Here is a 25,011-nt window from a genome sequence, read left to right on the forward strand (position 1 = left end):
CCGGTGAAGCCGGAAAGATCGGTCCCGGCGGCGATCGCCGCACCGCCGCCGGAGCCCGGGTCAAGGCGCCGGTCGAAGATGCCGATCGAGGTCAACGTTCCGGCGCCGGTGATCGCATTGAAATCGAGCGTCGTGGCGCCGCCGCCTTCGGTGCCGACGTAGCCACCGCTGGTGGCGTCCACCGTGAGCGTGTTGCCGGCAAAGACATGTCCGTTCGAGTTAAGTCCGCCGCCGTTGAGGTAAACGTCCTGCAAGGTCAGGTTTGCTCCGGCTGCATACAACAAGCCGAGTGAGGGATGGTTGTCCCCGCCGTCGACCCGGGTCGTTGCGCCATGCCACGTGGTGTTCGTGAACCCGGCACGGAGATCCTGCTGGACCACCCAGGTGTCCGAATCGCCGGGGACGGGCAGAGCACTGGGACTCCCGCCCGAACCACCCGGGGTGGCGGCCCAATCCGCGGTGGAATCATCCACCAGGGTGGCGCCGCTGGTCGCCACGGAATACCAGGTGGCGGCCGGCTCATATTGCGCAGTCACGGTCAAGTCGGTGGTGACGTTGGCAAAGGCGGTGTCCCAGCCGGTAAACATCCAGCCGGTGTCGGGCGTGATGTTGGGGGCGACGGCCGCGCTGCCGTGGTTCACGATCTGCACGGCGGTGCCGCCGCTGATCGAGCCGTTGGCACCTTCGAGAAAGGTGACGGTGTAAGTATCGATCGCGAAATTGGCGGTGACGCTGAGGTCGGCCGTGACGTCGCTGTCGGTCCGCGGGTTGGCGGTGGAGCTGTCCGACCAGTCCACGAAATGATGGTTGGCGTCGGGGACCGCCGTGACGGCCGTGCCCGTGCCGTTGTAGCCCACAGTCTGAGGCGAAGTGCCGTCGATGGCGCCGCCGGCGCCGGCGGTATAGGTCAACGTGTAGGTCACCGGGCTGTACTGTGCGGCCACGGTTAGATCGCTGGTGACGTTGTCGAACGCTGTATCCCAACCGTCGAAGGACCAGCCGGCATCGGGCGTGATGACAGGAGCCACCGCGGCGGTGCCTTCATTGACGATCTGGCTCAGATCGCCGCCGCCGGTGCGGGTGCCGTGGGCGCCTTCCACGAAGGCGACGGTATAGGTGGGAACCGCCGAGTATTGCGCGGTGACGGTCAGGTCGCTGGTGACGTTGTCGAAGGCGACATCCCAGCCGTCCAGGCTCCAGCCGAGGTCGGGCGTGATGGTCGGGGCGACCGCAGCCCCGCCTTCGAAGACCGTCTGCACCAACTCGCCGCCGCCGGTGCGGGTGCCGTGATCGCCCTCCACGAAGGTGACGGTGTAGCTGGGACCGGTCACGGCCTTGCGGACAACGATATCATCCACAGAGTGAGCCCCGCGGTCGCTGTGGTTGTAGTACTGCTCCAGGGAAAGCCTGTTCAGGCCCGCGGTGGGCGCGTTGCCGTAGGACACGCCGTTGAAGAACTCCCCGGCGTCCTTGACGTCGTCATCGTCGGCGTCGATCCACAGGTCGTAGGTGCCGGCGTAGAGAGTGAACTCCCATTTGCGGAAGGTATTGCCATCGCCCCAGTTCACGGGAACCGACCAGTTGGAGCCGTCGGTGATGACGTACGGGTGCGTGTTGTTGCCGCCCAACTGGACGATCACCGTTCCGTTGGCGTCGCGGAGCTGGATCTGGCGGCCGACGCGGTTGGAAGCTCTGTCGAAGTACATCATCGAGACGACGATCGGCTCGGAATCGGAGAGCGGGGTCTCAGTGAAATGCGCAGTGTACTTCGGCAAGCCGCCCCAGCCCATGAACAGCGCGCTGTTGTCGATGCTGGACTCCTGGATGTTGCCGGACTGGCTCCAGGTGTTGAAACCCAGGGGCATGATCTGACCGCTGCGAACGGGGTTGCCGTTGGCGCCGTTGAGCAGGTCCGCCGTCGCGCTGCTGCCGGCCACCAGGTCATTGAAGTTGTCGGAGAAGATGATCAAGCCATCCAACACCTCGATCGTTGTCGTCTCCTGGGTACTGTTGCCATAGACGTCTTCGACGTTGATCGTCAGGTCGAAGGAGCCCAGGGCGGGGGGCGTACCGGAGACGATGCCGTCGGAGCCGACCGAGACCCAGGTCGGTCCGGAGACCTTGGAAAAAGTCAACGTGTCCAGCGGCAGGTCGGCGTCGGTCACGATCTCCCAGTCGATGAGCGACTGGCTGTAGCTCTGGTTGATGATGGCCTGGGGCAGGATGGTGGTGGCGAAGATCGGGGATTCCGTGGTCGTGGTGAAGCTGACGGAGCCGCCGTCCGCCCAATCCGTGCCGGCCACGTTTTCCACGTGGCAGTTGTAGTAGTAGGTCTGGCCGGGCGCCAGGCCGCTGATGTCGGTGAAGAAGGCGCCGGAAGTCCTGGCGAGCGCGACGCTGTTCTGCCAACTGCCGGGGGCCTGACCGCCGTCGGAGGGTCCCCAGTATACGGTCACATCCCCCTGATCACCGGAGACGGTCCCGTTCAAGCGCGCGGTCTTGTTGGAAACCGGCGATGCGGCGCCGTTGGCGACCGTGGGCGGGACCATGCCCACGCCCACGAGCGAGAAGGTGTATAGCGGGCCGTCGGGGTCGTCACTGTCGATCTCGATGCTGGCGGTGTGGGTGCCGGAAACCGCCGGATTGTAGGTGACCTCGAACGTCGTGCTTTCCGATGGCGACAGGGTCGTGTCGGCCGCATCCTGCGAAAGGGTGAAATATCCGTCCCCGCCCGTGAGGCTGACCGCCGGTGTCGAGGTGAGACTGACGGTGACGGCACCCAGGTTGCTGATCGTAAACTGCTGCGCCACGGGTCCGGCTGCGACCGCGACGTCACCGAAGTCGGTGCCGTTGCCGGCCTCGGGCGTGGTATCTCCGCTGATCACCATGTTCCCGTTGCCATACACCTGCAGGTTGCCGGGCGCCGGCCCGTCGTCGCGGGTGTTGGAGAAGCCCCAGGAATCACTCACCAAGTCGTAAACCGGGTCGGCGGAGCTGGTATTGAAAACAATGTTGAAGGGATGAGTCCCGGCCGCGCCGGTCTGACCGGTCACGGTCACGGTCTGCGGGGTGTCGTAGTTGGCGGGGGTAAAGATCAACGTCCCGGGGCTCACCAAGCCGGCAAACCGGTCATCGGCCACAACGGAAACAGTCACGTCGGCTTGGGGCGGAAACATGAATCGGACGGAGAGGGTCTGCGTCGTCTCGGGCGTGACATCGGTGGCCGTGGCGGAAGTGGGCAACACCTTGAAACCCGGCGCGCGGACCTGACAGCGGCCCAGGCGCCAGGCGGTTTCGTAGCCAATCTTCTGCATTTTGTAGGCGGTGCTCTCCGGATCCAGGCTGGGGTCGATGGAGCAGCGGCCGGAGTAGATGGTGTACATGTAGTCGCCGATGGCGCCCCGGGAGAGGTTGGCGTTGAGGTGGGGGCCGGTGCCGTCGCGCTGAGGATTCCAGGTGGGGTAGAGCTTGTGGATCTGCGCCCAAAGAGTGCGCATTGGCAGGTTGCGGGCGGTGGGTCCCTCGCCGAGCATGCGGTTGGCCTGATCGTTGTCGTTCACGAACATCTGGCCGATGTAGTGATCGTTGGCCAGGTCGACGGGGCGGCCCCAGGTGTTGAAGTGGTAGCGGTAGCCGAAGGCCAACTGCCAGTAGGCGGGATTCACCTTGTAGGACTTCGCCGCCTCGAAGGTACGCCCTTCGTTGAAGGCGATGGGCATCTCCCGGTCGGTCGGCCAGCCCAGACCGTCGTCTTCCGGGGTCTCGCTGTTGTACTTGTCGTTGTAGGACCAGTTGTCGTTGGTGACGCGGCAGCGGTCCATCGCATAGCCGACGGCGAGGCGAATATCCTCCTCCGTGCTGGTGCCCTGCTCTGAGAAGTGAACGTCCCGCCGGGAGTCGCCCAGGATCGAGTAAGGATTCTGAAAACTGAATTGCCCGCTGTAGTGGGAGGCGGCCATGGCATCGGTGACGGTGGTGTGGGCCAGGTCGGCGTGGGCGTCGTTGTGGCTGTAGCTGGAGTTCGAGGCGCTCTGGCCGTACATGCGGCTGTAGATGGTGGCCGCGGCGATATAGGCGGCGTCGTTGTTCGGGTGGCCGCCGCCGGTGGGGGAACCCGCCGCCTGCCAGGCCAGGCCGGCCGGCGCGACCGGAATCCCGCCCGAACGTCCGGTGCGATAGACGACTTCTTCGTAATGCGCGACGGTCGACGCCGAGCCGGGCGCGGGCCAGGGCATGAGCAGCATGGTCTGGGCCGTGCCTTGCGCGACCTCCTCGTTGATCTCGGCAACGCCCAGCGCGTACAGGCCGGGCGTGTACTCCATCGTGTAGGGATCGCCGATCAGGATGACGTAGTCCCACGCGGTCCCCAGCTCGCCGCGCAGGTTGGGCCAGCGGGTTGTGGTTTCGACGTCCGCTGGAAACGGCCAGTGATACCAGCCGGCAAGGTTGTGGCAACGCGTCGAATGCCCAAGGACCGTGGTCGCCGTGGCAAAGCGCTCCTCGACCGTCACATTGACGGCACCCACGCCGGCACCGGAGAGAATGTTGTCCAGGTGCGTCGCGATTCCCGCTGGCGAGAAGGGATCGGAGTTGGCGTTGGTGAAGGTGTCGCCGGAATCCACCGCCGAGCCGATGATCAACACATTGACATCCGCCGAGACCCTTGCCGCGGCCAATCCAACCAGCAAAATCAACAGAGATTTCCGCAACAATTTCATCGGTTTGACCTCCGTGCGCTCTCGTTGTCATCCGCGTCGGGGAACGGAAGGAATGGGATCGGGGCGGAAGCTCCTGGCAATTTCACGTTTCGTACTGATTGGTTGATTGGACGCTGAATGATCGGGTGCTGCGCCCGACTTTCAAACCGGTTTTCTTACGTTTTGGCGGCAAATTTTTACGCTGAAACGCCACTTGACTGCCATGCGAATCGCCCCCGGCGAGGCATCGATGACGGTGTGCATGATGGCGTGAGCAAAATCGGGGAGGACGCGCTTGCCGGGATCGTGTTCGTGCTCAAGGTGCCGCCTTGGTGGGGATGTCCTCGTTGGCGGCTCGGGTGTGGGGCTTCTTGACGTAATCGCGCAGGCGGGGAAGATCGCCGGGCTCGGTCAAGATCGGCCGGGCATCCTCGACGAAGGCGGCGGGACGGGTGACGGCGGCGATTTGTTTGGCGTGAGCTGCGAGCAACTCGCGGAGTTCTTCCACGAGGTCGGGATGTTGGTCGGCGAGGTCGTTCGTTTCACCGGGGTTCGCGGCGAGGTCATAAAGTTCAAACCCCTTGCGGACTCTCACGAGCTTCCAATCGCCGTGGCGGATGCCTTCGTTTTCGTAGTGGTGAATCTCGTGTGGCGACCTGGCCCCGGGCTTGCCGAGGAGGATGTCGAGGACATTTCTGCCGTCGATGATGCGGTCGGCGGGCACTTTGGCGCCGGCGAGTTTCGCAAAGCTGGGCAGCAGGTCGGTGGTGACGGCGATGGCGTCGGTCCCGGTGCCGGCCGGGATGGTGCCGGGCCACCAGGTAATGGTGGGCACGCGCATGTGGCCCTCGTATTTGGCGCTGACCTTGTTGCCGCGCAGGGGTCCCATGCACAGGCCGCCGTCGCCGCCGTTGTCGGAGGTGAAGAGCACGAAGGTGTGCCGCGCGAGTTCGAGTTCGCGCAGGGTGTCGAGGATGCGGCCGACGCTGTCATCCACCTCCTCGATGTTGGCGCGGTTCACGTTGCCGCCGGCCCGGGCCATGATCTCGGGCCGGGCATAGCGCGGGGAGTGGACGTAGGCGTGGGGGACGTAACAGAAGAAGGGCCCGTCACGATGCTTTCTGATGAACGCCACGGCTTCGTCGGTGACCACTTCACAAAGCAGCGACTGGTCGGCGCCGTCGCTGACATAAGCCACCGGCTTGTCGCCGCGGATGACGGGCAGCGGCACGTAGGGGCCGCCCTTGGTGACCGGGTTGCCGCGCTTGTTGCCCGGCCACATGTCGTTGGAATAGGGGATGCCGAAGTAGTCGTCGAAGCCCTGCTTCAACGGCAGGAATGGAGGTTGGTCGCCGAGGTGCCACTTGCCGAAGTGGCCGGTGGCGTAGCCCTTCTCCTTGAGCATCTCCGCGATGGTGATCTCGGCGGGATTGAGCCCGCGCCTTTCGCCCGGAAACAGGACCGGCCCGTCCATCCCGATGCGATGCGCATAGGTGCCGGTCATCAGCGCCGCGCGCGACGGGGTGCAGGCGGTGTTGGCGACGTAGAACTGGCGCAGCACGTTGCCTTCCACGGCCATGCGGTCGAGGTGGGGAGTCTTGTTCGCCGTGTTGCCGAACGGGCCGATGTCCCCGTATCCCATGTCGTCGATGAAGATCAGGACGATGTTGGGAGGCGGTGCGGCTGCCGTTGCGGCGGCGGAGACAAGCAGCAGGAACAGGCAAAGCCGCAGAGCCGCGGACAGGCTATGCTTGCGCTTCATTGACTGGGGCGCCCTTGCTGTCGCGCCGACGGTTTGGGTTCGCGGGAGGAGGAGGGGGTCAGCGCGGCATCCTGGTCGGGCAGCCATTCCACGCAGGTGTAGATCGCGCTGCACAGGGTGCGGTCCTGCGAGTCCAGGAAATGGGTTGCGAGCCGCGTCTTGCCGGCGGGCAGCCGAACGCGGAAGGTGACATGGGTGGCGCGGGGCTCGACATCGAGCGTGTAGTTGGCGCCGGCGATCTGGAGGTTGGCGGCGGCGATCGGGCGGGCGCTGGGGCCGGTATCGTCCGGGCCGTCTCGCCCCTCGGTCAGGGTCTTCTCCGATTCCCTGGGCCAGCGGCGGAGTTCGACTTGGTAGACGCCCGCGCGATCGACGATGACGTTCCAGTAGCCCGTGGCAGTGGCCCGGTTCAGTCCGCCGCCGTTGTCGCAGAAGCCGCCGGTCCAGTCCTGGGCGTAGAGAATCGAGGATGGCTCCGGCACGGAGCCGATCGTGATCCAGCGCGGTCGATCGAACAGAGGCCTGGCCTCGGCATACCAGGAGTCATAGTGATCGGACATTGCCTTGACGATTTCGGGGTGGCTTGCGGCGACGTTCTGCTGCTGCCCGGGATCGTCGCCGACATGATAGAGTTCCCTGCCGCCGACGAGGCGCCATTTCTTCCATAGCACAACGGCAGGATTCCACGGCTGGCCGGACGGTCCGTACTGGATGACGAGCTTGCGGTCGGGGAGGTTGGTGGCGGTACCCCGGATCAGGCCGGCGAGGCTGGCTCCGTCGAAGCCGGTGGGCTTGCCGGTGGTGTCCAGTCCGCAGAGTTCGATCAGGGTTGGAAGGAGATCCTGGACCTGGGTGAGTTCGTCGATGTCGGTGCCGTGCTTCAACTTGCCGGCGGGCCAGCGGACGAAGCAGGGGACGCGGTGGCCGCCCTCGTAGACGCTGGTCTTCTTGTCGCGCATGCCGGCATTGAAAATCGCCTGCGCCTCACTGCTCTGGGTGCCGTTGTCGGTCAGGAAGATGAAGAGGGTGTTGTCCCGCAGACCCTTCTCGTCGAGGAAGGCTTCGAGTTTTCCGAGGTTCTCGTCGAGGTTGGCGATCATCCCGTAGAACTTGTCGGGGATCGGCTTGCCCTCGTGCCTGCCGATGTAAGGCGCGGAGTATCTCTTGTCGCAGACGTCGGGCCAGTGCGGGGTGTTGGTGGCGAGGTAGAGGAAGAAGGGCTTGCCGGCGGCGTGCTGCCTGCCGATCCACTTCATCGCCTCGCCGAAGAAGATGTCGGTGCAGTAGCCCTCGAACTTCTTGTCCACTCCGTTGCGGGACAGAACGGGATCGAAGTAGGTGTTCTGCCAATGGTCGGCGAGCGAGGTGATCCCCCAGGCGCGGTGATGGATGGTTTCCTGGAACCCGCGGTCCTGCGGGCGGTGCGGGTAGCTGTCGCCGAGGTGCCACTTGCCGAAGTGCCCGGTGGCGTAGCCGGAGCCGGCGAAGAAATCGGCCATCGTCGGCAGCTCGCGGCGCATCATCGAGCGCCCCTGGCAGACGGCGGTGCAGCCGTTGCGCATCGCGTCGATCCCGGTCATGAGCTGGCCGCGGGTGGGCGAGCACATTGGGGCGGCATGGAAGTCGGTGAAGCGCGCGCTTTCGGCGTGGAGCCGGTCCATGTGCGGGGTCTTGAGCACCGGGTTGCCGTGGGCGGCAAGGTCACCGTAGCCTTGGTCATCGGTGATGATGAGGATGACGTTGGGAGGCGGCGTGGCACCCGGAAGCGGACTGGCGAAGAGCAGACTCGCGCCAGTCTTCGCCAGGGCTACGACCGGCAGGCAAAGCCGCAGAGCCGCTGAGATGGAGATGTTGGAGTTGCTGGAAAACACCGGTGGGCAGTTATGGAGTGGGTCGCTGGAGGCGCAGGTAGTCGAGGCCGAAGAGGTGCCTGCCGACGCCCGCGGCATCCTTGGATTGCTCGTTGGTCCCGGTGAGGGTGGCGCGGAGGGTGTGTTTCCCGGCCGCGAGGTCGAGGTGGCCGAGGGAGATCTCGCCGGTGGTGGTGACCGTTTCGTCGTGGCAGTCGATCGGCTCGCCGAGTTTCCCGCCGTCGATGGAGAGCTGGACGACGCCGTAGTCGGGGCCCTTGGTGAGAACGACGAGGAGCTCGTACTTCCCGCCCTCGGCGACGGTGAACCCGATTTCGGCGGTGTCGCCCTGCTTGCCTCCAGTCCAGATCAGTTGGGCATTGCCGCTCCACTTGCCGTCCCGGAAGCCGGCCATGTTCTGGATCCAGGTCCTGCCGGAGCCGACTTCGAGAACCTCCAGAGCTTCACCCTCGATGGTGCCCGGTTTCGGCTGGGGGATCTGGAGGGTCGCGGGGGTGACCCACGGTTCGTGGCGTCCGGGACGCCGGTGACGGCGGCCTTCGGGAGGGACCACCGGATAGGGGTTGCGGGCGCCGGTTTCCCGATACCAATAGACGCAGGTGTCGTAGAGGCAGGGGCGGCAATCTTCGTTGGGCATCACCTCGATGAATCCCTCGAAGCGTTGACTGAACGGCAGGTCGTCGCACACGTGGAAGCGGCAGACCGAAGTATCCTCCTGCGCATCGGGCCGGAGGCGGGAAACCGCGGCCAGGGCGCTGTCGAAGGTGATGAATGGCGGCTCGGCCGCCCAGGCATAGCCGACGTAATCCTCGCTGCCGGTGCCGACGGTTGACGGGTAATTCTCGCCATCGATGAAGAAGCGCTCGTCTCCTTCCCCCCACCAGCCACCGAACTTCCAGATATGCTCGGTCATGCCGACGTAGCGGCCCTTGCCCTCGACGACGAGCAGCGGCCAATCCGGCCAGCGGTCACCGCCGTTCTTGAGGAAGCGCTGCTTGTCGAGCCCGGTGAAGTCGCCGCCATGCCAGGCGGCACAGAAGCGCAGGAGCTTCCGCGTTTCGCTCGCGGGCAGTGCGACGGTCTCCAGATCGACCTCGACCCTGCGCATGCTGTCGCCATCGTTGGTGAGGACGATGCGCGCGCCCTCCGAGAAGGGCATGAACCAATAGGAGTAGAACGTGCCGTCGATGCAGCCCATCGGCAGCGTCTTGAACGGGTTGAGGCCGGGCGAGGTGGCGAAGAAGTCGCCGAGTGGCGACCAGACACTGGGGGAGGATTCGCCGTCCCAGAAGATCGAGATGGTCAACTCGCGCAGGATGTCTTCCCGCTGGATCGCTTCGGCGGGCAGGTCGAGCGGGGCGATCTTCAGGGCGCGGATCGCGCCCGAGCCGGGCAGCTTGACCTCGGCGGTCTTGCCGGCGGGAATTTCGAGGGTATGGTTGCCATTTTTCGGGTTGCCACCCTGATAGGGGTTCTCACCGCGCTTCAGCCAGGCGTCGCTGGCTTGCTGCAACAGCGTCTTCACCTCCGGCGTGAATCCCGGGAACGGTTCGACCCGGGTGCCCTGCGGAAAGAGGGTGTGGGTGGCGTGGAAGTACAGGCCCCATCCCTCGTCGACGACGACCTTGCAGGACTTCGAGAAGGAGATCGGGATGAACTCGTTGCGGCCCCGGGAAAGGGTCATTGCCAGGCCGGGATAGTCTTTCTCGAAATCATCGAAGTAGTCCTTGAAGGGCTTGTCGATCACCGGAGTTTCGCCACCGTCGATGAAGATCCTGATGTGGCCTCCAGTGGCCCGGGCGGACCAGGTGCGCCAGAGCACCCCGGGGCCCGCGAGATCCACCATGACCTGGGCATCGCCCTCACGGCGGATGCAGCCGCCGCCGTCGCTGTTGGCACCCCAGTTCTCGTAGCGGCCGGTCTGCTCGTTGTATCTGGACCGGCGGTCGTGGCTGGTCGAGGCGGCGGTCTTCTCGCCCTCGACGATCGGGGTGGCGAGCCGTTCCAGGTCGGTCAGGCGGCTGACGAGGTCGGCGTAGGTGATGGCCTTTTCCGCGTGTGCCGGCAGCAGGAAGGGCAGCAGGAGGAAACCCGCGCAGAGGCGCAGAGGCGCAGAAGTTTGCATGATCGGGTATGGAGTGGGCTGAATCGCTCGTTACTTCCAACTGGCGTTGAGTTCGTGGATTTCGAGGGAGAGGAGCCTGGCTTCGCCGCCCTCCGCGAAGGCCTCGACCGAGGTGATGTCGAGGTCGTTCTGATAGGGCGCAGTGATAATCATGCGGCCGTGGTTGACGAAGGTTTCCATCATGGGGCGGTCGATGAGGATCTGGACGCTGATCCTGCCGTCCACCGGTTCGAGCTCGGCATTGTTGAGCTTCTTGTTGGCGGCGTCGTAGGCGAAGGCCTGGCGGCCGTCGATGATCAGTCCGAGACGCTTGGCGGTGCCGACCTCGAAGGTGGCGCGGATGTCGAACAGGTCGCCGGAGGTCTCGAGCTTGACCGGCCTGCCCTCCGCGAGCGGCTTGTCCGCGGTTTCATGCTTCCTGCCGTGGATCTTCTCGATCGCCTTCACCGGCTCGCCGAACAGGCGCACGCCGTCCGGGGTGCGGCGCAGGGAGAGTTCGGTCGGGAAGGTGAAGGTCTGGTTGAAGGGCATGCCCTTCATCTCGATGCGCGCCCACCCGATCTGGATGCGGCGGCCATCCGGGGCGTCGGAGAAGATCTGCGAGGCATAGTATGGCCCGTAGTGCAGCTGGTGCCTGCCCTCGTGCTCCGGGGTGAAGGTCCTGCCGTCGAACGTGCCGATGGCATACTTGGCATCGGCACCGAAAACCACCCAGCGGACCTCACTGGGATCGCCGGCAACCGGCAGGCTGAACAACTCGGGGCACTCGAAGTAGCCGGGCAGCTTGCTTTGCAACTCCCAGTTCTTGAAATCGGTTGAACTGTAAAAGGCGATGTTGCGGCCGAGTTCCTTGTCCTCGTCATAGACCGCGATCACCCAGTGTCCGCCGAGCTTGGCGGCGGCGGCGGAGAGCGGTGGCTCGCCCTCGGCGTATTCGTACCAGACCGGCTTCGGGTCACGACCGCCGTGCCTGAGGACCGGGTTGCCCTCGTACTCGATGAAGGTGCGCCCCTTGTCGTTCGACCAGGCGATGCACTCGCCGCGGCCGGTGCTGGTCCAGGTGGCGACGATGACGTCGTTGTCGCCGGTCTTCCAGCCGCCGGTGTTCTTCCAGTCCACCGCGGCGCCGCCGGAGAACATGGCATCGCCCTCGCGGTGGTGCAGGGCGTTGGGGAGCTGCGTCCAGTTGACGAGATCCTTCGACACCGCGTGCCCCCAGGTCATGTTCCCCCAGCCCCAGCCGACCGGGTTGTGCTGGAAGTAGAGATGCCATTCGCCGTCGTGGTAGACCATGCCGTTGGGGTCGTTGTTCCAGCCGACCTTCTGCGAGAAATGGAACTGCGGTCGCAGCGGCTCCTCGCCCCATTGGTCGGCGCCGGGCACCGTGTCGGATTGCCTGATCAGCTTGAAGCCCTCGTCGGAATGGCGGCTGACCGTGAGGGTCAACCTCCGGCCCTTGAACTCGCTGACATCCTCGAAGGCCCACCAGTCGATGTCATCGGCGGTGGAGGCGAGATTGGTCTTGTAGAAGCGCACCACCTCGTCGTCCACACGCAGGCTGACCGACTGGTTCCCGTCGCCGTTCTCGATCGGATAGACGATGTATTTCTTGTCGATGGTGAACTCGGCGACCTGCCGCCGCTTGTCGAGGATGGCCGGCTTGGTTTCGCGCGGTTCGACGACCTTGGCGAGCGGCTCGGCCGAGGCGGTGAAGTGGTCGGCATTGATATGCCCCCACCCGCCGGTCTCGTCGTCGAGCAGGATGATCCGCGCGGTCTTGCCCTTGAACTCTCCCACGTCGGCGGAGATGGGCTGCATGGTCTCGCTGGCGAATCCGGGGGAAAGCAGATAGGTCTTGTCGCCGACGCGCAGGCGCACCGAGGTCCGCTCGTTCGGGCCGCCGCCGACGAGGAAGTTGAGGTAGGGCTGCTCGATCTCAAACCCGACGGAGGTCAGCCGCCCGGTCGGTTCGTCGCCCTGGTTTTGGCCCGGCTGGCCGGACGTGCCATTGTAGTCTTCGAACGTACCGATCCAGAAGTCGCCCTGGTGCTTGCTGCCGTCCGGGCGGCCGCGCTTGGCCGGGTTGTCTCCCTTGGTGGGCTGGTTCGCGAAGGCGTCGCCCTCGGCGGTCCAGTTCTCGAGGGTGCCCTTTTCGAAGTCGCTGTTGTCGAACAGAAGCTGCGCCTCGGGAGCGGCGATCGCCATCGAGGCGACAAGCGGCAGGATGATACTGATGTGCATGTTCATGGGTGTTGGGATGTTGGTTGTTACAGAGGGTGTCGCGCGGAGGCGCAAAGACGCGGTCCATTGGCGAGATTCAATCCCCTTCCATTCCCAGCTTCTTCGCCAATGCCTCGAGCGGGACGTTCTTGGTTTCGGGGACCATCAAGCGGACCCAGAGGAGTTGCAGGACCATCATGAAACAGAAGAAGCCGAACAGGAACCCCGGCCCGACCGCGCCGATCACGACTGGGAACACGGTGGTGATGGCGGCCGCCCAGACCCAGTGGGTTGCGCTGCCGAGCGCCTGGCCCGCGGCGCGGTGGTCGTTGGGGAAGATCTCGGAGATGAACACCCAGATCACCGCCCCCTGGCCGATGGCGTGGGCGGCGATGAAGGCCATCAGGGCTGCCAGCACGATGGTTCCGGTGGCGCCCAGCAGTTCGCCGGCCTTGGCCTTGGCGGCGGCGGCGATCCCGGCCACGTCCTGCGGGCTGGCCCCGGAGGGAATCACGACTTGCGGGCCCTCATACCAGTCGGCCTTGCTGATCTCCGCCAAGGCGGCCTTCTTCTTCGCGTATCCCTGGTCGAACTCCACGCGGTCCTCCGGGCTCATGAAGCGGGCGCCTGCCTCGACCTTGACCAGCGTTCCGGCATCGGCGGCCAAGTCGCCGGCGAGCGAGGCCACCTTGAGCGTCGGGGTGCTCAGGAAGGTGTAGCTGGCGATGGCGAGCGAGACGATGTAGCCGAACGAGCCGATGTAGAGCAGAGCCCGGCGGCCGATCTTGTCGATCAGCCACAGTCCGATGAACGTGAAGATCAGGTTGGTGAGGCCGAGCGCAATCGATGCCTTGAGCGGGTCATCGACCCCGGCGAGGCCCAGCAGGCGCGGCGCGAAGTAGAACACCGCGTTGATCCCCGAGAACTGGTTGAAGGTGGCGATCAGGATGGCAAGCAGGATCGGCACACGCAGGCGGCGGGTGAGGAAGCCGGTGGTCTTCGCGGTGCCGCGGGTGGTTTCCGCCACCTCGGCGACCAGTCGCTCGATCTGTTCGTCGCCGGCCTCCGGATTGATCTGTTGGAAGACGGCGGCGCCTTCCTTGCGCTTGCCGGCATGCACGATCAGCCAGCGCGGGCTCTCCGGCAGGCCGAACGACAGCAGCGTGTAGATCAGCGCCGGAACCGCCTCGATGCCCAGCATCCACCGCCAGGCGACGTCCATGTCCATGACCTTGCCGAAGGCCCAGTTCGAGACCAGTGCGACCAGGATACCGAACACGATGTTGAACTGAAACATGCCGGCCAGCCTGCCGCGCGATCCCGGCGGCGCGATCTCGGAGATGAACATCGGGGCGGCCACGGTGGCCGCGCCGACGCCGAGCCCGCCGATGAAGCGCGCGATCATGAAGGTGACCACCTCGGGCGCGAGGCCCGAGCCGACGGCGGATATGAAGTAGAGCACGCCCACCCAGATCAGCGTCCTGCGGCGGCCGTAGCGCTCTGCGGGGATGCCGCCGAAGATGGCGCCGATCACCGTGCCCCACAGCGCCATCCCGGTCGCCAGCCCGTGCATCCGGGCGTCAAGTTGCCACAAGCGCTGGAAGGTCTCCTCGGCACCCGAAATGACGATCGTGTCGAAACCGAACAGGAAGCCGGCCAGCGCGGCCGTGATGGACCATAAGATCAAGCGGGTATGCATGGGATGGGATGTGTTCATCAGCGTTTCGTCTCGGGTCTTGGTTCGTTTCGCCGCACCGCGGCCGGCACTACTCCAAGTCCGCCATCTTCAGGCCTTCAATGAACAAATCCATCTGTCCGCGCGGCTCCCCGGTCTTGTCGTCGTATTCGACGTTGCCATAGGCGGCCAGCACGTTGGCGCCCTTGCGCAGGTGCGCGACCTCGCCGGAGCCCAGCAGAATGGAGCGATAATGCGGAATATCCTTCCACCAGGGATAGGTGTGGATCAGGTGGCCGTTCAGATAGACGCTGTATCCCTGCCTGGCCAGGACGTTGAGGCGGTAGACATCGTCATCGAGGTCATCGACCTCGAAGGTGGTGCGCATCACCAGAAACTCGCCGTCGCCCCATTCGGAGCGATTCTCGAAGGACTCGTTGTCCCAGCCGCGGCATTCGCCCTTGCCGATCGGGGCGCGGCCCTCGCGCCACTTGCCGGCATCGTAGTCGATGGAATACCAGCCCTTCAGTTCGCCGGGCAGTTGGAGATCACGGAAGCGCTTCTTTTCGCGCGGGTGCAACCGGTCCTGCTCGCGCTGCGGGTCGAATGAAGTGAACCGCCAGACGCGGTCCGCGGGCTTCGGCTCGCCCACCGGGGTCCAGCCGTCGAGCGACCTGTCGAGCCTGGTGAGATCGAGGACGGCATCGAGCAACGGCCCGTTCTCGCCATACTTCCGGAGTGCACCGAGGTCCGGCTTCACGCTCTTGAGCGATCCGCTCACCCCGAGGTCTTCCTTCAGGCGCTTGATGAGCTCGCGACGATAGACGTTGGCAAGAAGCGCGGTCAGTTCCCTGCGTGCCTGCGCGTCCAGTTTGTCGAGCGCGGTGCAGAGGCCGAGCGACTGTCGTTCGCGAATCGAATTCGGGGTCGCCACCAGTTCGATGAGGTCCCCGGTGTCGAATGCATCAAAGCGTTCACGGATCATGTGGGCGATCGGCAGGGCGGTTGTCGGATCGGTCTGCAGGCAGAACCTGGCCACCTCGTTGACGTTGTAGGCGCCCTCGGCGGCGCGCGTCCCCGGCTTGATCTCGCTGTCCTCGACGGCCTCCTTGAGCCCCGTGAGGATCAGTTTGCCGGCGGGGCTGGCCTTGCCCTTGCGGCCCAGGGCGTCACGGAGGTGCCGAAGCATCCGGTTCCGTGGCTGGGTGTGGTATTCCGCCGTGTAGAGCTCCATCATCTTCGGCAGGATCTTCACGTAGAGTTGGTCGTCCCGCTCGAGTCCCGAGAGACCCATGAAGGCCGCTTCGCGCAGCCACCAATCCGAGTGGTCGGTCCATGGCTTGATGAGCGGGTAGCAGGCTTTGAGATCCTCGACCGGCGCGAACTTCAGCGCTCTCAGCGCGCCGTCGACCACCCACCAGGATTCTTCGGAGTCCGACAACATTTTCCGGATGGCCTCGAGCATCGCGGGTGAAAAATGTTCGGTCGAGATCGGTTCGGGGCCGGTCCCGAAGTAGTAGTTCCAGTCGATCAGGCCGTCGAGCGCCGCCCGGCGCACGCGCGGGTCCGGATCGCGCAAGAGTCTCTCCAGTTCGTCGAGGGCGCCGGCCCGGCGCAATGCCTTGGCTGCCTGGGCGCGGATCATGTAGCGCGCGTGATGGACGTTCTTGAGCAGCACTTCACGCGGGAGCTTGGCGACATCGCCCTTCGCCTTGTGATAGGCGCCGCCCAGTTGCCAGAAGGGAACGTGGATTGGTTCCTCCTTGCCATACTCGTAGTACTTCGGGTTGTGCTCGATCGAGAGGAAGGCCCGGTCCGCCTCGGTGCCCCACAGGTGCTCCGGCAGCGTGAAGTCGTGCGAAAACTTCGAGCGCGGCGCGCCGGTGATGCGCAGCGTCCGCCTGGGCGCCGTGTAGGAGAGTCCCACGCCGGCGCCGGACGAGCCGACCTTGCCATATTCCCAGTGGAGGGCGCCGATCCCGATGCTGCCGCCGGGCTCGCGGCTCAGATCGTGCCACCAGGTGAGCCGGTCCATGGTCCGGCGGTAGAGGTCGGGCTTCCTGTCCATCAGATAGGAACTGATGAGGCTGCGCCAGATGCCGTCACCGCGGCCCTCGTCGCCGTGCCCGACCACCAGCACCGGGTAGCTGGTGAGCATGGAATAGGCGAGGTGGTCGCGGGCTTCCTTGTAAATCGTCACATCACCCGTTGCGTGGGTGGCGATCTGCATGGCGGCGGCTATCATGCCGTCCTTGCCGTTCGAGCCGAGCCCACCCTCGCCGCGGTGGTCGCCGTAGGGGACCGTGCCGCGGCCGGCGAAGCGATAGAACATGCGCAGCGCTCCCAGCAACGTCTCGTCATCGACCTTCAAGCCGCACTCCTTGCCCAGCAGCAGGGTGGTCAGGACCTGTGCCCCGGCCGCGTTGAGGAGCCCGCCCTCGACATAACCGGGAACCGCTCGATTTCCCCAATGGGTCCAGCCGGAGCCGAACTTCTGGCGTTTCTTCGCGTCGTCGCAGTAGTACTGGAGGATCGGCAGCACCGACTTGTCGCCGCTGCGCAGGTAATATTCGCCGCAGGCGATCCCGTTGTAGCCGTTGTTCCAGGTGTGGTCGCCGATTCCGTTCACGTCTTCGGGAAATCGGTCGAAGTATTCCTTCACATGCGGCAGGTATTGGTCGTCGCCCGTCGACAACAGGAACAGGCACGCCAACGCGCCGGGAATCCCTTCCTGGTCGAACTTCTGCGAGTCTGCATAGAACTCGGCGGCCTGCTCGACGATCTTGCGCGACTTCTCGCAGTCGATCGGCCAACTCTTGCCGTAGGTGCCCAGCACCGGGATGTCCACGGTTTCCTTGCGCTTGATTTCGCCATCCGCGGAGCTGACGTCGAAGACCACCTTGCCGTCGGTGGCCTCGGACTTGGTGAGCACATCGCCGATCGCCACGAAAGGGTTCCTGCCCTTCAGGGTGACACCGTTGATCGCGGTGATGATCTCGTCCGTCTTGAACTTCCCCGCCGCCGGCGATCCGGGCATCGTGTCCTCGACCTTGAGAACCACGCCCGGGAAGATCCGCAGGATCAAGCCCGTGGCACCGACGTGCCCGAAGGGGGATTCAAGATCCGGACGGGGGCGCAACTGATAGACCTGGTGCTCGTCGTAATGGCTGTCCCCTTCGTCGCCGCCGGAGGTCGCTCCCGGAAGGGTCAGAATCACGGCGGCCAGCGCGAAGCTTCGGAGCAACGGCCCGCGATGCAACAGTGCCATTCGTTTCATACGCCACGAATCTGGACCCGCCGTAGGTGCGAACGCAAGGGCCCTTGCTTACGCATTGCCGCCAGATTTTTCTGCAAATGCGTCACATCTTCCCCGGAGAACCGCGCTCACGCACCTCGAATCCCCTCGCTTGCCGCCTGCTCCCGGTAAGCGCCCGGAGATGTCCCGTACTCGCGCCGGAACGCCTCGCACAGTCGCTGCGGGTTCGGAAACCCGCACTCCGCCGCCACCTCCTTGAGCGACGCATCCGACTCGACCAGCAACCGCCTGACCCGCTCGATCCGCAGGCGCCGGATCTCGTCGTTGATCGCCCTGCCGCGGACCGCGCGGAAGCGGCGCTCGAGCGTCCGGACCGAGGCGGGAACCCGCGCCACCACGTCCTTCACCTTGATCGGCCGGTGCCCCTCCTCGGTGATGAAGCGCAGCGCCTGACTCACCAGCGGGTCGGCCACGGCGAAGTGGTCGGTCGAGCGGCGCGGGTGCAGCACCGCCGGCGGCAGCATCACCTGCGGCTCGGCCAACTTCCGTTGGCGCATCAGGTCGTCGAGCAGTTGCGCCGCGCGGTAGCCGACCCGGTCGTGGCCGAGGTCGATGCTCGACAGGGTGGGCTCGAGCCCCTGGCAAATCAGGGTGTTGTTGTCCGGGGCGATGATGGCCACGTCCTCGGGCACCCGCAGCCCGAGCCGCTCGACCACACCGACAAGATAGCGCGCCGAGATGTCCTCGGTGACAACCACTCCCATTGGCAGGTCCCACTTCCCAATCCAGGCTTCCATCGCCTGATAGGCAGTGTCCCATTCCGCGGAGTTGTAGTAGAAGGCGTGCCGGACAAGGAGACTTGTGGTCGAGCATCCCGCATCGCGGGCCGCCGCCTCGAAACCGTCCCGCACCTGCGAGGAAAACCGCACCCTGCGGTAACCGAGGAAGGCAAACCGGACGAACCCGCGCGCCACCAGGTGCCTGACCGCCATCCGGCCGGACTCACGGTAATCCGGCGCCACCGAGGGCACGTCCTTGACGGGGGAACTGATCCAGGTGTTGATCACCGGCACCTTCGCCCGCCGCGCCGCCGCCGCGATCCCCGGCGTGATGCGCCCGACGATTCCATCGTAGGTCCTCTTTCTCTTTCGGGTCAGCAGCTCCCGCGGGGCATGGGGCCACAGGTCATACACCCAACCCTGCTCCTCGGCGTAGGCCTTGATGCCCGCAAAGGTCTGGTGATGATGGTTCACCGCGAACCCCAGGTCGATGACGATTGCAATGCGCTTCCTCCGAGCCATGAGCTCCGATTAGCACAAGCCGGCGGGGCTGTCGAGGATCCGTAAACTTTTGTCGTGAGCGCGTAAGCAATTGGGGTTGGCCGGAGCACGGTCGGCGTCCAAGCTTGGCCTTGGTTGATCCCGAATCACCGGTACCGCCAGTGCACGATGAGAATCTCGCATGATCGAATGAAGAGGCCACTGACCGCACTGTTGCCGCTGGCCCTGTTCGCCGCCACGGCCAACGCTGCGACTTACTACACCAACCAGACCACCGGCAGCATCGGGAACATCGCGGGCTACACCGACTGGGACGACAACCCGACCGGCCCGGGCAACGCGCCCGGAAGCTATCCTCCCGCCGCGGGCAACACGGACACCTGGGTCATCCAGGGCGGGGCCGTGGCGAATTTTTTCGGTGGCACATGGCATGGTGGAACCACCCGGTTCGACAAACTCAGCGACACTGACATCGCGTTGTTGATGGTCCGGGGCGATACCGGGGGCGACGCGATTGTTCAAGACGTCACCCTCAACGGCGGGGGACTCAAATCCAACGGGCCCGCTGTGTATGGCGACACGCTCATGATCACGGCGGTCGGCGGCAAGGCGGGCGTGGAAGGCGGATCGGGCTTCCGGATCGACTTCAACAGAATGACCGGCACCGGAACGATCGAGATCATTCCCATATTCGGTCAGGGCGTCGCTCCCGGATCATCGAGTTCAGGCGTGACCTTCGCGGTTGACGATTTCTCCGGGTTCACCGGCACGTTCCTGGTATCGGACACCCAGAAACTCCTGTTCGGCAGCGACGTCGAAACGGCTTCGTTCGGTCTGGAAGTGCAGGTCGACGGCAACCATGCCTACAGACTGCACAACAACGTGAGTGTCACCTCGGCCAAGTTCGGAGGCACCACGCTCGATCCGGGAACCTACGACGCCGCCGCGCTGACCGGTCTGGGCCTCGGCGGCTACTTCACCGACGACGGCGGCACGCTGACTGTCGTCTCCCAGTCGGCACCGCTGCGACTGACGATCAGCCGGAACAGTGGGCTCTATGACTTTAGTTGGAACAGCCGCGAGAACAAAGTCTACGACCTGGTGAGCAGCACCGGCCTCACCGACCCTCCGCTCGCCTGGCCGGTGTGGGACGGCCGCTCGAGCCTCGCCGCCGACCCGCCGACCAACACGCTGACCGGCATCCCCGGCGGCGGCGACTCCCGCCGCTTCTTCGCCGTGATCGAAAGGGATGCGCCGTTGCGCAACGGCAGCTTCGAAAGTCCGGTGATCGACGATGGTGAGATCGCCAACCTTGGTCTGCCGTGGGACGTCTACAATCCGGACATGGTCGTCACCGCCGACGTCCGCACCTGGAACCCAACCACCACCGACTACCCGTCCCTGGCGCCCGGCGGCGGCGAGAACGTGGGGTACGCCTACTGCAGTTACATCACCACCCCGCCGGACAAAGCATTCGGGCTTTCCCAGACCCTTGGCGCCAGCTTCGCGGCGAACACCAGCTACGAGGTCGCCTTCATGGTGGGCCGCCCGAATGGCTTCGGCTGGCCGGGTTACCGGGTCGAACTGCTTGCCGGCGGCACCGTGATCGCCGTGGATGACAACACGCAGTCGCCAACCTCCGGGACGTTCGTCGGCTCGACCGTCTTCTACACCTACGATCCGGGGGATGCCGGCTTGGTCGGGCAGCCGCTCGCGGTGCGCCTGTTGAGCCGCGGCGAGGACCCGGAAAGCGCCGGACCGGGGGAATTCGAGGTCGATTTTGATCGGGTCACCTTCAGCAGCAACCGGCCGTGATCACTTGTGTATTTGCTTCATAATGACGCGCAACGCGACCTATCGAGATCCGCCGAGACGATTGCCGCGACCTACGGAGAGCGGCTTCGCTCTGGTCGTTACGGTTTCACTGATGGTGTTGCTGATGGTGCTGAGCGTGGGGTTGCTGAGCCTGTCCGCGCTTGCGCTTCGGGGCACCGCACAGGATGCGGCACGGACTGAGGCGCAGGCCAACGCCCGGTTGGCCATGTTGCTGGCAATCGGCGAACTCCAGCGATCGGTCGGCAGGGACGACAACATCACCGCCCCGGCAGCCATCTTGGACAGTTCCCCGGAAACCGAAACCGTGGACGGGGTGAAATACCCGCATCTGACCGGGGTCTGGGCGGCAAGGGCGGAGGCGCTCGGGGATCCGCCGAGCTACGACCGTCAGGCTCCGTTCCGGCGCTGGCTGGTGTCCGACGAGAATCCGAACGGGGTCGAGCAGTTCGCTTTCGCGAAGTCGGGCAAGCTCAGCGACCCGGTGCTGGTCGCCAACCCGCCGATCCGCCCTGACGCCGGCGCGGCGGACGGCGGGGTTTACGCCGGCAGAGTGCGGACGCAAGGCGGCGCCTACGCCTGGTGGGTGGGAGACGAGAACTGCAAGGGCCATTTTGGGGCGCGGGATGACCTCGACCGCGACGATTCGGCCGAGGTGGCGGACTTGCTGGCGAGCTTCGCCACCCCGGGTGCCCACGGGATCCAGGCCCTGATCGACTTCGCGGACTTCCCGTCGAACACCGGGACCTCGGACAAGGTCATCACCCGCCCGCTGTTGGACCTCGCGGCGTCCGCCGGCACCTCCCCGCAGGAGTTCTTCCACGACCTCACGCCATACTCGGAAAGCGTCCTCGCCAACGTGACCAACGGCTCGTTGCGCAAGGACCTGAGCCTGTTCCTCGAACGGGATGACATCGATTGGCTCGAGGGCTGGGGCTGGCCGGAAGGCAAGAGCAGCCCCCCGACCGGGCCACGTGGACCGAATCGCGACATCGCCCTCAGCAATCCGAAGGACTACGACGTCCTGTGCTGGAAGTTCCTCCACCACTGGTACAACATGCATCGCCGGCAGATCGGGACATCGGCGGACTTCCCGCTGGTCGCAATGCGAAACTACGCCCCGCTCGACCGGACCCGCAACCCGACCTGGAACTCGAACGTGATGCGCCTCCAGCCGCTGCTGGTGCGCATGCAGATGCTGATCTCATTCGGCGTGCGGCAGCGGAACGAACCCGGCCAGGGGAAGGGTGAGAAGACCTACGGCCTCTACCTGTACAGCTACCCCGTGCTGATCTTGTGGAATCCGTACAGCGTGGGACTCGAAGTCGAACAATGGAGCGTATTCCTGCATACCATGCCCCTCGAACACACGCTCTACAAGGGGAGCCAGAAGATCAACCTGAGCGGCGACGGCTGTCGCAACGGCAACTACAACTGGGGCTGGCCGCATGGCAACATGGAGATGCGTTTCGGCGATGCCGGGACGCCGGGGATCCGCTTCGGCCCGGGTGAAGCCAAGTTGCTCACCTACGTGAAGTCGGAAAGCGGAGAATTCCATGCGCACGACATGGTCGTCGGCCTGCAGCCATGGTTGCCGCCGGACCATGTCGGCCAGGAGCGTTTCCTGGGCACGATCAGCGCCAGCCCGAACGACCGCATCTCGATCGAAACCAAGGGCTCGAGCTGGAATACGAGTCTGAACTCATACAGCCAGTTCCAGACCACCTTCGGGTTCCGCTGTGAAAACAAAGCCGTGCACCGGGGGCACCCCGAACGGCTCCGCCAACAGATGTTCTGCAGCCAGGTCTGCTGGCGCCGCGAAGTCGACCAGGGCAACCCCGTGGCCGACTTCATCTCGGAGAACAATTTCCCGAGCCGGAGCCTCGCCGAGCTGGTCGACGCGCCGGCCCCGTTCCTGCATCTCGACCTGCGCCTGAAGACGCTCGACGAGGTGCAATTGCCGAACAAGACCTGGCTCCACAACATCCCGACCCACCCCTACGCGGCGGCGACATCGACCAGCAAGCACCGCTCCCGGGGTGTGGACGCGGCCACCACCTTCTACGCGCACCCATTCAACGTCACTTTCGAGCAGATCAATGGCATCGAGGGGCTGATTCAGAACAAGCCGTTTTTCGGCCCCAGCAACGGACCGGCCGGCCGCAGCGTGATCGTGGCTCAGGACATCCCCCTCGCTCCGCTCACCTCGCTGGCGCAGCTCCAGAACCTGCCGCAATACCCGATCGAAGCGCTCAATTGGAACAACTACTACTTCCAGAACTACGCGATCGGAAACTCCTACGCGCTGCCCGGGCTTGAACCGGACGCCATCAAGGAAAATTCATTCCCGTTTTATCTCGGTCAGTACTTTGCCTGGGAGGGCGGCGACATCGCCGGTACCATGTATCCCGACTGGACATGGTTCACCAACGCCGACTATGTCATCAACTCGGCACCGTCCGCCGTGATCGACCGCAGCTACGCCGCCAATCACCTCCTGTTTGACGAGTATTTCTTCTCCTCGATGGCGGCGCAGCGGGGCGAAGTCTTCCGCGGATACGGCTCGGAGCGCCCGCTCCGGACGGTGGTGCGGCAATTCTTCGACGGCTCGCGGCCGCTGCCCAACGCCGCCTACCGCGCCCACCTCGGCGGCATGGACAACGAAACGGCGCTTAACTCGCTGGTCTCGGAGCAGGGAGGAATCACCGCCGACGCGCACCTGCGGGCCGCTGGGCACCTCATGGCGACCGGCGGGTTCAACATCAACTCGACCTCGGTTCCGGCCTGGACAGTCATGCTCGCCTCGAGCCATATGAAGCGCCCGGTGACAATGTCCCAGGGCGGCCTCGCCGCGCGGGAGCGGGCGCGCTTCGTGGTCTCGCGCTTCGGCACTCCGATCGGCGGCCCCGCCGACAACAAGGCCGCCGCGGGCTCCGAAGAAGATCGCTGGCTGGGGTATCGCGAACTCACCGCAGATGAAGTCGGCCAACTCGCCCGCGCGATCGTCGAGCAGGTCAAGAAGCGCGGCCCCTTCCGGTCGCTGGGGGAGTTCGTAAACCGCCGGCTCACCGACGACGATCCGGATCTCGCCCGCTACGGCGCCCTCCAGGCCGCGCTCGAGGATCCCGACGTCGAGATCAACAAGAACTACCGCGCCGAGACGATCTCGGCAGCCGACATCAACCAACCGCAACACGCCGCCAACTACAGGTTCGAGGAGGCCGCCCTCGGTCCGCGCTACCAGGGAACTCCCGCGTACATCTCCCAGGCCGACATCCTGACGCCGATCGCGCCGATCATCAACGCCCGCTCGGACACTTTCCTGGTCCGCGCATACGGCGAGGCCCGCTCGCCCGACGGGCAGAGGATCCTGGCCCGCGCCTGGTGCGAGGCCGTCGTGCAGCGGGTGCCGGACTACCTGGATCCGGCGGATGAGGCGATCACGCCGCATGCGGAGCTGACCTCCGACGTGAACAGGTCGTTCGGCCGCCGCTTCGTGGTGAAATCGTTCCGTTGGATCCCGCAGGGCGAAATCGAAGCCGGGGAGGTCGCGACATGATGCGCGCCGCTGCCATCGCGCTGCTGTTGGCGGTTTCCCCGCCCGCGGCGGGCCAGGACGGAAGCAATGGCGGAGCCACGGCCGAATTCCGGGTCACGCGCTTTGATCCCGCTGACCGGCCGTCGCCCACGTTCCGCGTCGGCTCGACCGACAGCCGGGTCGAGGTCGAAGTCCCGCTCACCTACATCGCCGGCCCCCACCAGGCCCCGCTGCGCGATGGCCGGTTTCTCGATTTCTGGCGCGGCGACGCAGAGAAACCCGAAATCACGCTTTCTCTCGCCGAAGCGGAACGAAAGGACCTCCTGCTGATCTTCTTCCCCAAGGACGACACCTATCATGTGGTCAAGGTGCACGCTCCATCGACCCGGATTCGCGGCGGCGACCGCTACATCGTCAATGCAACCCGCACCGAACTCGCCATCAAGCTCGGCGATGGAGCCCCCCTTTTCGTCGCCTCCGGCAAAACCGGCCTCCTGCGCGGCCCCCGCAGCGCCGACGCCGTCAGCCTGCCCGTGCTGATCAGCCTGAAAAAGGACGGGGAATGGAAGCTGGCCAGCACCGAGAACTGGCCCTGCGACCCGCGCTTCCGCAAGTATCTCTTCGCCTACATCTCCCCGCGCAGCCGGCACCTTGTGTTTCACAGCGTATCCGAGCGATTGTAAGGGCCGCATCGGCTCCTTCCAATTGCTCCTGGCGAATCCTGCGAGGCGATCGACCTCTGCGTCGTCATCGC

11 protein-coding genes are annotated in these 25,011 nt (G+C 65.1%); 3 read left to right on the plus strand and 8 right to left on the minus strand.

Annotated features, from left to right (window positions below; all coding sequences use genetic code 11):
* The 8 genes from ACG2LG_RS18575 to ACG2LG_RS18610 form a co-directional block, all read right to left on the minus strand.
* A partial coding sequence (locus ACG2LG_RS18575) for a choice-of-anchor D domain-containing protein (RefSeq protein ID WP_396261538.1) occupies nucleotides 1-4,694 on the minus strand: 4,694 nt, incomplete at its 3' end.
* A gap of 319 nt (nucleotides 4,695-5,013) precedes the next feature.
* Nucleotides 5,014-6,459: a sulfatase-like hydrolase/transferase gene (locus ACG2LG_RS18580; protein WP_396261540.1), complete on the minus strand. Its 1,446-nt coding sequence runs from the start codon at nucleotides 6,457-6,459 to the stop codon at nucleotides 5,014-5,016.
* Nucleotides 6,456-8,330 carry an arylsulfatase gene (locus ACG2LG_RS18585; protein WP_396261542.1) on the minus strand — a complete coding sequence of 625 codons (1,875 nt, stop codon included), beginning with the start codon at nucleotides 8,328-8,330 and terminating at the stop codon, nucleotides 6,456-6,458. Before ACG2LG_RS18585 ends, ACG2LG_RS18580 begins: the two co-directional genes overlap by 4 nt.
* A gap of 10 nt (nucleotides 8,331-8,340) precedes the next feature.
* Nucleotides 8,341-10,455 carry a DUF2961 domain-containing protein gene (locus tag ACG2LG_RS18590; protein WP_396261544.1) on the minus strand — a complete coding sequence of 705 codons (2,115 nt, stop codon included), beginning with the start codon at nucleotides 10,453-10,455 and terminating at the stop codon, nucleotides 8,341-8,343.
* A 30-nt stretch (nucleotides 10,456-10,485) separates the two neighbouring features.
* Nucleotides 10,486-12,702, minus strand: coding sequence for a glycoside hydrolase family 32 protein (locus ACG2LG_RS18595; RefSeq protein ID WP_396261546.1), 2,217 nt, complete (start codon nucleotides 12,700-12,702; stop codon nucleotides 10,486-10,488).
* A gap of 70 nt (nucleotides 12,703-12,772) precedes the next feature.
* A complete protein-coding gene (locus ACG2LG_RS18600) occupies nucleotides 12,773-14,392 on the minus strand; it encodes a sugar porter family MFS transporter (RefSeq protein ID WP_396261547.1) in 1,620 nt (539 codons plus the stop codon).
* Nucleotides 14,393-14,441: 49 nt separating this feature from the next.
* A complete protein-coding gene (locus ACG2LG_RS18605) occupies nucleotides 14,442-17,627 on the minus strand; it encodes a DUF6288 domain-containing protein (RefSeq protein WP_396261549.1) in 3,186 nt (1,061 codons plus the stop codon).
* Nucleotides 17,628-17,734: 107 nt separating this feature from the next.
* Nucleotides 17,735-18,907, minus strand: coding sequence for a substrate-binding domain-containing protein (locus ACG2LG_RS18610; protein WP_396261551.1), 1,173 nt, complete (start codon nucleotides 18,905-18,907; stop codon nucleotides 17,735-17,737).
* A gap of 168 nt (nucleotides 18,908-19,075) precedes the next feature.
* On the opposite strand from ACG2LG_RS18610, the gene ACG2LG_RS18615 reads away from it, so the two are divergent.
* From ACG2LG_RS18615 to ACG2LG_RS18625, 3 genes are read left to right on the plus strand one after another with little or no spacing between them, the layout of a single operon-like run.
* Complete coding sequence (locus ACG2LG_RS18615) at nucleotides 19,076-20,701, plus strand: hypothetical protein (protein WP_396261553.1); 1,626 nt, start codon at nucleotides 19,076-19,078, stop codon at nucleotides 20,699-20,701.
* A 22-nt stretch (nucleotides 20,702-20,723) separates the two neighbouring features.
* Entirely contained in the window at nucleotides 20,724-24,278 is a 3,555-nt protein-coding gene (locus tag ACG2LG_RS18620) for a hypothetical protein (protein WP_396261554.1), read from the plus strand.
* Nucleotides 24,275-24,940, plus strand: coding sequence for a hypothetical protein (locus ACG2LG_RS18625; RefSeq protein WP_396261556.1), 666 nt, complete (start codon nucleotides 24,275-24,277; stop codon nucleotides 24,938-24,940). Before ACG2LG_RS18620 ends, ACG2LG_RS18625 begins: the two co-directional genes overlap by 4 nt.
* Nucleotides 24,941-25,011 lie beyond the last annotated feature (71 nt).

It is taken from the genome of Haloferula sp. A504, assembly GCF_044385805.1.
Taxonomy (GTDB): Bacteria; Verrucomicrobiota; Verrucomicrobiia; order Verrucomicrobiales; family Akkermansiaceae; genus Haloferula.

Coding starts and splice junctions, on each gene's coding strand:
- ACG2LG_RS18580 (WP_396261540.1), bottom strand. CDS start 6,459: ATGAAGCGCAAGCATAGCCTGTCCGCGGCTCTGCGGCTTTGCCTGTTC.
- ACG2LG_RS18590 (WP_396261544.1), bottom strand. CDS start 10,455: ATGCAAACTTCTGCGCCTCTGCGCCTCTGCGCGGGTTTCCTCCTGCTG.
- ACG2LG_RS18595 (WP_396261546.1), bottom strand. CDS start 12,702: ATGAACATGCACATCAGTATCATCCTGCCGCTTGTCGCCTCGATGGCG.
- ACG2LG_RS18600 (WP_396261547.1), bottom strand. CDS start 14,392: ATGAACACATCCCATCCCATGCATACCCGCTTGATCTTATGGTCCATC.
- ACG2LG_RS18605 (WP_396261549.1), bottom strand. CDS start 17,627: ATGAAACGAATGGCACTGTTGCATCGCGGGCCGTTGCTCCGAAGCTTC.
- ACG2LG_RS18610 (WP_396261551.1), bottom strand. CDS start 18,907: ATGGCTCGGAGGAAGCGCATTGCAATCGTCATCGACCTGGGGTTCGCG.
- ACG2LG_RS18615 (WP_396261553.1), top strand. CDS start 19,076: ATGAAGAGGCCACTGACCGCACTGTTGCCGCTGGCCCTGTTCGCCGCC.
- ACG2LG_RS18620 (WP_396261554.1), top strand. CDS start 20,724: ATGACGCGCAACGCGACCTATCGAGATCCGCCGAGACGATTGCCGCGA.
- ACG2LG_RS18625 (WP_396261556.1), top strand. CDS start 24,275: ATGATGCGCGCCGCTGCCATCGCGCTGCTGTTGGCGGTTTCCCCGCCC.